The sequence below is a fragment of the Streptomyces sp. NPDC006283 genome, assembly GCF_040613325.1.
In the GTDB taxonomy this organism is placed as follows: domain Bacteria; phylum Actinomycetota; class Actinomycetes; order Streptomycetales; family Streptomycetaceae; genus Streptomyces.
Map to the genome: position 1 here is coordinate 1 of NZ_JBEXRZ010000298.1, position 7,168 is coordinate 7,168.

Here is a 7,168-nt window from a genome sequence, read left to right on the forward strand (position 1 = left end):
CCGTAGCTGCTGGTGCGGTTGTCCTCCTGGACGACGACGAGGCGTCCGGTGCGGCGCAGGGAGGCGGCGACGGCTGCGCGGTCGAGGGTGACGGGGGCGGTGCGGGGGGCGGCGAGCCAGTGGGCGCGGTCGGCGGCGTAGGCGTCGGAGGCGCGCCAGGCGGCTTCCGCCTCGATCAGTTCCCGTATGCCGGTGTCGGTGTCGGGCGTGTCGCCGCGGTAGGCGCGGGCGACGCGCTCGGCGACGAGCCGGAAGGCGTAGCCGTCGAGCAGCAGGTGGTGCGCGTGCTGGAACCAGCGGTGGCGGCCTGGTGCGAGGGTGATCAGCGCCTGGGTGAACAGCGGCGAGCCGCCGGTGACGTCGAGGGGACGGCCGATGACGTCGCGCATCCAGGCGTCGGCGGCGGCCTCGGGGTCGTCGGCGCCGCTGACGTCGATCCGGTGCAGGGTGAAGGGGACGTGCTCGGCGATGCTCTGGGTGACGTTCCCGCCGGCGTCGGTGTGGAAGCGCAGCCGCAGCGCGTCGGTGCGGGCGACGGTCTCGCGCAGTGCCGCCTCGAGGCGTTCGGCGTCGACGTCGCCGGTGAGTTCGACGTACTCGCCGGTGTTGTAGACGGGACTGCGCGGGTCCCGGGCCTGCGCGAACCAGATGCCGAGCTGGGCTGCCGTCAGTGGCAGGCGCGCGTCGTCGGGAACGGGCACTCTTCCCCCAAGGTCCGGGCCGTCCGCGGCTGGGCGGCGAGAATCCCGCTCAGCCTCGCGCCCGGGGTTGACGGGGCGCTGACCCGCTCCTGATGTGCGCCGGGGCCCGCGGGCGGGGGCGTGTCAGCGCAGCCCTGTCTCGAAGGCGTAGATGGCCGCATGCACCCGGTTGCGCAGCCGCAGCTTGTTCAGCAGGTTCTGCACATGCGTCTTGACGGTGTGTTCGGACAGCGTCAGCGACTGGGCGATCTCGGTGTTGGACAGGCCGCGGGCCACGAGGTCGAGGATCTGGCACTCGCGGCCGGTGAGCTGCTCCGGCGGTACGTCGGAGACGGTGGGCGCGGTGCGGGGCCGGGCGGGTTCTTCGGCGGCGGGCAGCGGGCCGCGGGTGAGCGAGTAGCCGGCGGCGGTCAGCGAGACGGCGGCGGCCAGTTGCTGCGAGGTGGTGGTCACCGGCAGATGGCCGTGCAGGACGGGCGCGGGGCGCGCGCCGGGTTCGGCCCCGCCGACGGTCAACACCCGTACGGCGGGGTCGATGTGGCCGAGCAGGGCGTCGACCTCGTGTTCCTCGCGCATCCCGTGGACGACGAGCACGTCGGGCGTGTGCGCCCGCAGCGCGGCCAGGGCCCGGGGGCCCGGCTCGTCCTCCCCTATGACGCTGATGCCGCCCTGCCCGTCGAGCAGGGAGCGGATGCCGGCCCGGGCGAGCGCGTCGGCGCCGACGAGGAACAGCCGCACCCCGCCGGCGTCGGTGGCCCCGCCGGGCAGCATGCGCAGCACGGAGGCCCCGCCGTGCGCAGGCGCCGTCCGGCCGAGGCCGGTTCCCGCGTCGGTTGTCATGGCCTGCCCCCTTTCCGCGCTTGTGGTCATCAAGCCCGGTCACACTATCCGCCGGCCGGCGGGCGGCCCGGGCTTCTCCAGCCGGCTTCGAGGGTGCGCTGAGCTGTTCCGGAGGGCGGGCGGCCCGCCCGTAGGCGGCGGCGCTCGCGGCACGGCAGGGAACCGCTCGAGAACCACTGCAGGCGGGCGGCGGGCTGCGCGGGGCCGGCTTGACCGGGCCGCCGGGACGGTGGTGGTATCGCGCTCCACGACGACGTATGGGACGGGCATGGGAACCTTCACCGGGCCGAACGAGCGACTCGCGGCATTCGGCAACCAGTTGATCGCGGTCCACCTGTGGCTGCGCGAGGAGCTGGCCCGGCTCGCCGACGACGTCGACGCCTTCCTGGAGGGCGGCGAGCGGCCCCGGGAACTGCGGGCCCACTGCCTGACCTTCTGCTCGGCGGTGCGCCGCCATCACACCGACGAGGACGACGGGGCGTTCCCCGCGCTGGCGGCGCAGTTCCCCGAACTGCGGCCGGTGCTCGAGGAACTGGAGCGCGACCACCACACGGTGGCGGACATCCTGCGCCGGATCGAGGAGCTCCTCGGCGGCCTCGGCGACGACGAGGGCCCGCTGCCCGCGCAGGACGTGCGCAATGAACTGGACGGCCTGGCGGCGCTGTTGGAGTCCCACTTCGTGTACGAGGAGAAGAAGATCGTGGCGGCCCTGAACGACCTGGGCGCCCCGCTGCCCGGCGGCATCGTGATCCAGGACGTGATGTCCTCCACCTCCTGACTGCAGTCCCGGCCCGGGCCGGGCGGGCGTGCACCGGGACGGAAGACTCACTCCGCTTGGCGGGAGTCGACAGAATCCGGGAACGGTCCACCCTGCTTACTTATCGGTAACTACATCTATCCACCCACCGGCCCGCGCTCTACGGTGAGCCGCATGCCGAACCTTCCCGATGTCGTGCTGTGGTCCATCCCGGCCTTCGTCCTGCTCACCGTCCTGGAGATGGTGAGCTACCGCCTGCATCCCGACGAGGACGCCGCCGGCTACGAGGCCAAGGACGCGGCGACCAGCATCGGCATGGGGCTCGGCAGCCTCGTCACCGACCTGGTGTGGAAGATCCCCGTCGTCGCGATCTACACCGCGGTGTACGAACTGACGCCCGCCCGCGTCCCCGTCGCGTGGTGGACGGTCCTGCTGATGCTGCTCGCGCAGGACTTCTTCTACTACTGGTCCCACCGCGGCCACCACGTCGTCCGGATCCTGTGGGCCTGCCACGTCGTGCACCACTCCAGCCGGAAGTTCAACCTCTCGACCGCGCTGCGCCAGCCGTGGACCAGCCTCACCTCGTGGCCGTTCTACCTCCCCCTCGTCGTCTGCGGTGTGCACCCGGCCGCGCTCGCCTTCTGTTCCTCGGTCAGCCTCGTGTACCAGTTCTGGATCCACACCGAGCGGGTCGACAAGCTGCCGAGGCCGTTCGAGTGGGTCCTCAACACGCCCTCGCACCACCGGGTGCACCACGCCTCCCAGGGCAGCTATCTGGACCGCAACTTCGGCGGCATCCTCATCGTCTGGGACCGGCTCTTCGGGTCGTTCGCGCCCGAGACCGAGCGGCCCGTGTACGGGCTCACCAAGAACATCGAGACGTACAACCCGCTGCGGGTGGCCACCCACGAGTACGCGGCCATCGCCCGCGACGTACGCCGTGCCCGCACGCTGCGCGAGATGGCCGGGCGCGTCTTCCGCGGGCCGGGCTGGGAACCGGCGCCAGAAGCGCCGGCGCCGGCCGCACCGACCGGGCCACGACGCACGGCCGGTTCCGGTCCTCGCCCTGCTCCGCCGCGTCCTGCGGCGGAGCATCGCTGAGCGTCGTCGGGGCCCGGCGGAGGCGTTCTCGGGCTGCGGCCGGTCGCGGACGTGGGATGCGGGGCCGGGCACGTGACGGCGCAGCTGGACACGTTCGGGGTCGACCTGTCGCCGAGGATGGCCGGGCCGACTGACCCGGCGGGGCAGGGGCATCGTCTCTGCCCTGCCCAGGCGTGCGGTGGCGGCCCCGCGGGTCATGGCCGGGTGTATCGAGCCACCGTGTACCTGGTCGGGCCAGTGAGCCCTGTCCCCGCGCCATCAAGCATGTCCAGGACCTCGAAGCAGGCGTGTACTCAGAGGGTCTTCTCGAACCAGTGCCGGATGTAGGGATTGGTGGTGTACGGGGCAATCTCGATGTAGCCGGAGGCGGCGTAGAGGCCCCGAGCCTCGATGAGTTCCTCCATGGTGTCCAGCCGTAGCCGGGTGTGGCCAAGCTTGCGGGCCTCAGCTTCGACGGCAGTCAGCAGGCCCCGGCCGATCCCTTGGCCGCGGAATGCAGGGCGCACGAACATGCGCTTGATCTCGCCGACGCCTGGGGACAGCGCCCGGATGCCAACGCAGCCCGCCGGGCTGCCGTTGACCCTCGCCAGAAGGAGGAGCCCGCCGGGTGGGGCCAGTCCCGTGCCGGCTGCCGGCGCCTCGGTTTGATCGTGCAGCAGCGGACCACTCCAGCGTTGGAAAAGTTCCTGCTGATATTCCTCCAGCAGCTCCCGGGCGTCACCCGTGTCGACCGGCTCGGCGTTGATATCGGTGTTGCTCACCGGTTCCCTCTCTCGCGTTGTCGTTCTTCGCACCGTGGGCCCGCGCGCGGTCGGTGCCGTCAAGTCCCTCACCTACGACGGCCGTGAGAGCCGGTCAGGCGTTTTTGCGTGATAGGTGGTCAGGGAGGTCGGTGAGCTGTTCGATGCGGAGGACCGTCTCGTCTGCCGTCGGCGATGGTCCACCGGTGACGAAGTCGATGCCGCGGTCCAGCCAGATGCCGGTGAGTCCGGCGAGGGCGGCTGCGTTTACGTCGCTTTCCAGCATGTCGCCCACGTTGATCGCCTGCGCGGGGTCCGTCCGCATCCGTCGGCACGCGGTGGCGTAGGCGACGGGCTTGGCCGCACCGAGCTCGGTCGGGGTCAGTATGGCTTCGAAGTATTCGAGAAGGCCGAAGCGGGCGAGCTTGGCGCGCTGCTGCTCGGGGTCCCCGTTGGTGAGAACGGCCAGACGCGGTCCTCGGGGAAGCCGTTTCAAAGTCTCCAGGCAGGGCTGGACATCGGGATAGCACCGCCAGGACTCCTCGAACACGGTGAGGTAGCGCTCGGCGATCCAGGCGTCCAGACGGTCGAAATTTTCAGGGACCGGCTCACCGATCATGGGCAGGAAGGAACGGACCCTGCGTCGGTGGTGCTCGGCGAAGGAGCACTCACCGGCCAGGTATTCCCGCATGTGGCGCGCCTCCAGCGTCCACCACAACGTCACCAGTTCCTCCGGTGGAGCCGTCGCGTTCGGTGCGGCCTGAATGATCTGGCCGATCGCTTCCAAGACCGCGCTTCGATGATCGACCAGAGTGCCGTCCAGATCGAAGAAAATCACATCCGCCATGGGAGGATCATCTCGTAGTAAGCCGCCTCCCTCGACCAGCGTGAGCACCCCGAGAGCCGGGTGCCAAACCAGCCCTTTCCTGCGACTTCATCGCCGCTTCGCGCCTCCATGCCTGACTGACTTCGCAGCCGCCGCGCCGGCCGCGCCGGCCGCGCCGGCCGCGCTGAACGCGCCTGTGCGGCACGGTCGTTCACGGTTGGTGGTCGGCCATGGCCGCGAGGAAGCCGGGGTCGAGCATGGTGCGCACGGAGGTGTCGTCGGCGGCGTCGAGGCCGGTGTCGTGGCAGGCGACGGAGAGCAGGTAGCGGCGGCCGAGGGCCGGGTGGGTGGCGAAGGCCCATTCGCCGCGGGAGGCGGGTGAGCCGTCGGGGGCCAGCAGCCGGCCGCTTTGCAGGCCGAAGCCGAATTCGGTGAAGCCCAGGCGCATGCCCTGGCCAAGTGCTTTGGTGTAGGCCTCCTTCAGGGTCCACAGGCGCAGGGTCTGCGCGGTCTGCTCGCCTTCGGGCAGGGGGGCCAGTTCGGCGGCCTCGGTGGGGGTGCACATCTGGGCCTGCAGCAGGTCGAAGCGCATGCGGCGGTCGGCCGGTTCGGCGTCGACGCCGATGCGGCCGTGGCGGCTGAGGCCGACGGCCATCAGGTCGCCGGTGTGGGTCAGGCTGAGGTCGATCTGGTCGAAGCCGCGCAGGTAGGGGCGGCCGCCGAGGCGGTAGGCGAGATCGAGGGTCTCGGGTTCGACGCGCAGGGCCGCGGCGGCGGTGTATTTCATCAGCAGGCGGGCGGCGAGGAAGCGGTAGCGCACGGTCGCGTCGGGGATGCGGCGGTAGCGGGTCCAGTCGCGGCCCAGCAGCCGGCGCAGGCCCGGTGCGGCGAGGGCCGCGGGCAGCCATTCGCCCCAGGTGGTGTGCACCACCGCGTTGCCCAGGCGGGTCAGGTTCTCGTGCACGCCCTGCCACGGCCCGGCGGGCCGCGGTACATGGATCGGTGTGCTGATCCTCGGCTCGTCCATGACTGTCCCCTCTCCCCTCTCCCCTTTTCCCCGCCCGGTATCCCGGCGGCGGGACCGGACGGCGGTGCTATCCGGCGAGCTGTGTGTCGTACAGGTCGAAACTGCGGCGGTCCCGGTAGCGCGCGAGGACCTCTTCGAGGACCGGCTGGGTGGTCCCGTCGGGAAGGTCGGGGACCGGGACGCCGAGCCTGCGGCCGATGCGGGTCAGGGCGAGGACGGCCCAGGCCGGGTCGGACAGGAAGGTGTCGGTGCCGTCCTGGCCCTGCCACACGCCCAGGCAGGCGGCGGCCGCGAGGACCAGGACGTAGCGGTCGGCCAGCGCGCAGGCGCGGGGGTCGACGAGGGCGGCGCGGGCGATGTCGGGCAGGGCGGCGCACTGTTCGCGCAGGACCCGCATCTCCTGGACGAACGCGTCGGCGAGGTCGGCGAGCGCGGCCCAGGCGGCTCCGGTGGTGCGCAGCGGGCCGAGGCGTTCGGCGCTGCCGATCAGGGACGCGGTCAGGACGTCGTCGCTGCCGGAGAGGGTGAGTCTGCGGTAGTCGAAGGCGGGCAGGGGCGCCGAGGGCAGGAACAGCCGGCCGGCCGGTTCGTCGGTGCGGAACCACGAGCGGTGGGCCAGGGTGCGCAGTTGGGGGACGATCACGGCCTGGCAGGCGGCGGTGCCGGCGTGTCCGAGGCCGGCGACGGGCAGGTCGCGTACGAGTTTTTGGAAGCCGCCGTAGCGGGGGCCGCGGTCGTAGCCGTGGGCGCCGAGGACGGTGGACAGTTCCTCGAGGTCCTCGCGGAGCAGGTCGGGCATGGTCATCTTGACGGCCGCGGCCAGCAGATGGGCGCTGTCGGGCAGCAGGCTCAGGGCGCGCAGTCCGGTGACGGCCATGGCGTCACAGGCCAGCAGGTCGGCGAAGACGCCGGTCAGGACGGGATGCCAGCGGCGTGGTGGCGCTCCGGCGGGCCGGCCGGTGGTGGCGGCGCGTACGGCGAAGCGCAGCACGCTGTCGACGCCGGCGACGACGGTGCCGGGGATCAGGCAGCGGTTGACCTGGTAGGTGCGCAGGGCGAGGGGGACGCCGTCGCCGAGGGCGCCGACGAGGGTGTCGGCGCCGGCGGGGCAGTCGGTGAACGACAGGCCGGAGAACCGGCTGCCGCGCATGCCCGGGGGGGGGGGGCGCGGCGGCC

8 protein-coding genes and 1 pseudogene are annotated in these 7,168 nt (G+C 72.0%); 3 read left to right on the forward strand and 6 right to left on the reverse strand.

The genetic code is table 11. The features are described from left to right. The coding region (locus ABZ070_RS34110; protein WP_356639703.1) for a condensation domain-containing protein at positions 1–701 on the reverse strand (701 nt) is incomplete at its 3' end. Between the two features lie 123 nt (positions 702–824). Then, positions 825–1,541 carry a response regulator transcription factor gene (locus ABZ070_RS34115; RefSeq protein ID WP_356639705.1) on the reverse strand — a complete coding sequence of 239 codons (717 nt, stop codon included), beginning with the start codon at positions 1,539–1,541 and terminating at the stop codon, positions 825–827. A gap of 268 nt (positions 1,542–1,809) precedes the next feature. Here ABZ070_RS34115 and ABZ070_RS34120 point away from each other — a divergent pair, with 268 nt between their 5' ends. From ABZ070_RS34120 to ABZ070_RS34130, 3 genes and pseudogenes are all read left to right on the forward strand, one after another. Next, complete coding sequence (locus ABZ070_RS34120) at positions 1,810–2,319, forward strand: hemerythrin domain-containing protein (RefSeq protein ID WP_356639707.1); 510 nt, start codon at positions 1,810–1,812, stop codon at positions 2,317–2,319. 153 nt (positions 2,320–2,472) lie between these two features. Continuing rightward, a complete protein-coding gene (locus ABZ070_RS34125; RefSeq protein WP_356639709.1) occupies positions 2,473–3,399 on the forward strand; it encodes a sterol desaturase family protein in 927 nt (308 codons plus the stop codon). A gap of 39 nt (positions 3,400–3,438) precedes the next feature. Beyond that, positions 3,439–3,519, forward strand: a pseudogene (locus ABZ070_RS34130) (class I SAM-dependent methyltransferase); the annotation flags it as partial. A 173-nt stretch (positions 3,520–3,692) separates the two neighbouring features. Here the strand turns inward: ABZ070_RS34130 and ABZ070_RS34135 are convergent. From ABZ070_RS34135 to ABZ070_RS34150, 4 genes are all read right to left on the reverse strand, one after another. Continuing rightward, positions 3,693–4,160 (reverse strand): GNAT family N-acetyltransferase, encoded by a 468-nt coding sequence (locus tag ABZ070_RS34135; protein WP_356639711.1) that lies wholly within the window; start codon positions 4,158–4,160, stop codon positions 3,693–3,695. A 94-nt stretch (positions 4,161–4,254) separates the two neighbouring features. Then, a complete protein-coding gene (locus ABZ070_RS34140) occupies positions 4,255–4,986 on the reverse strand; it encodes an HAD family hydrolase (RefSeq protein WP_356639713.1) in 732 nt (243 codons plus the stop codon). Positions 4,987–5,176: 190 nt separating this feature from the next. Next, complete coding sequence (locus ABZ070_RS34145) at positions 5,177–5,992, reverse strand: 4'-phosphopantetheinyl transferase superfamily protein (protein WP_356639715.1); 816 nt, start codon at positions 5,990–5,992, stop codon at positions 5,177–5,179. Between the two features lie 67 nt (positions 5,993–6,059). Then, positions 6,060–7,168, reverse strand: a 1,109-nt coding sequence (locus ABZ070_RS34150) for an acyl-CoA dehydrogenase family protein (protein ID WP_356639717.1), incomplete at its 5' end; no start/stop codon positions are given.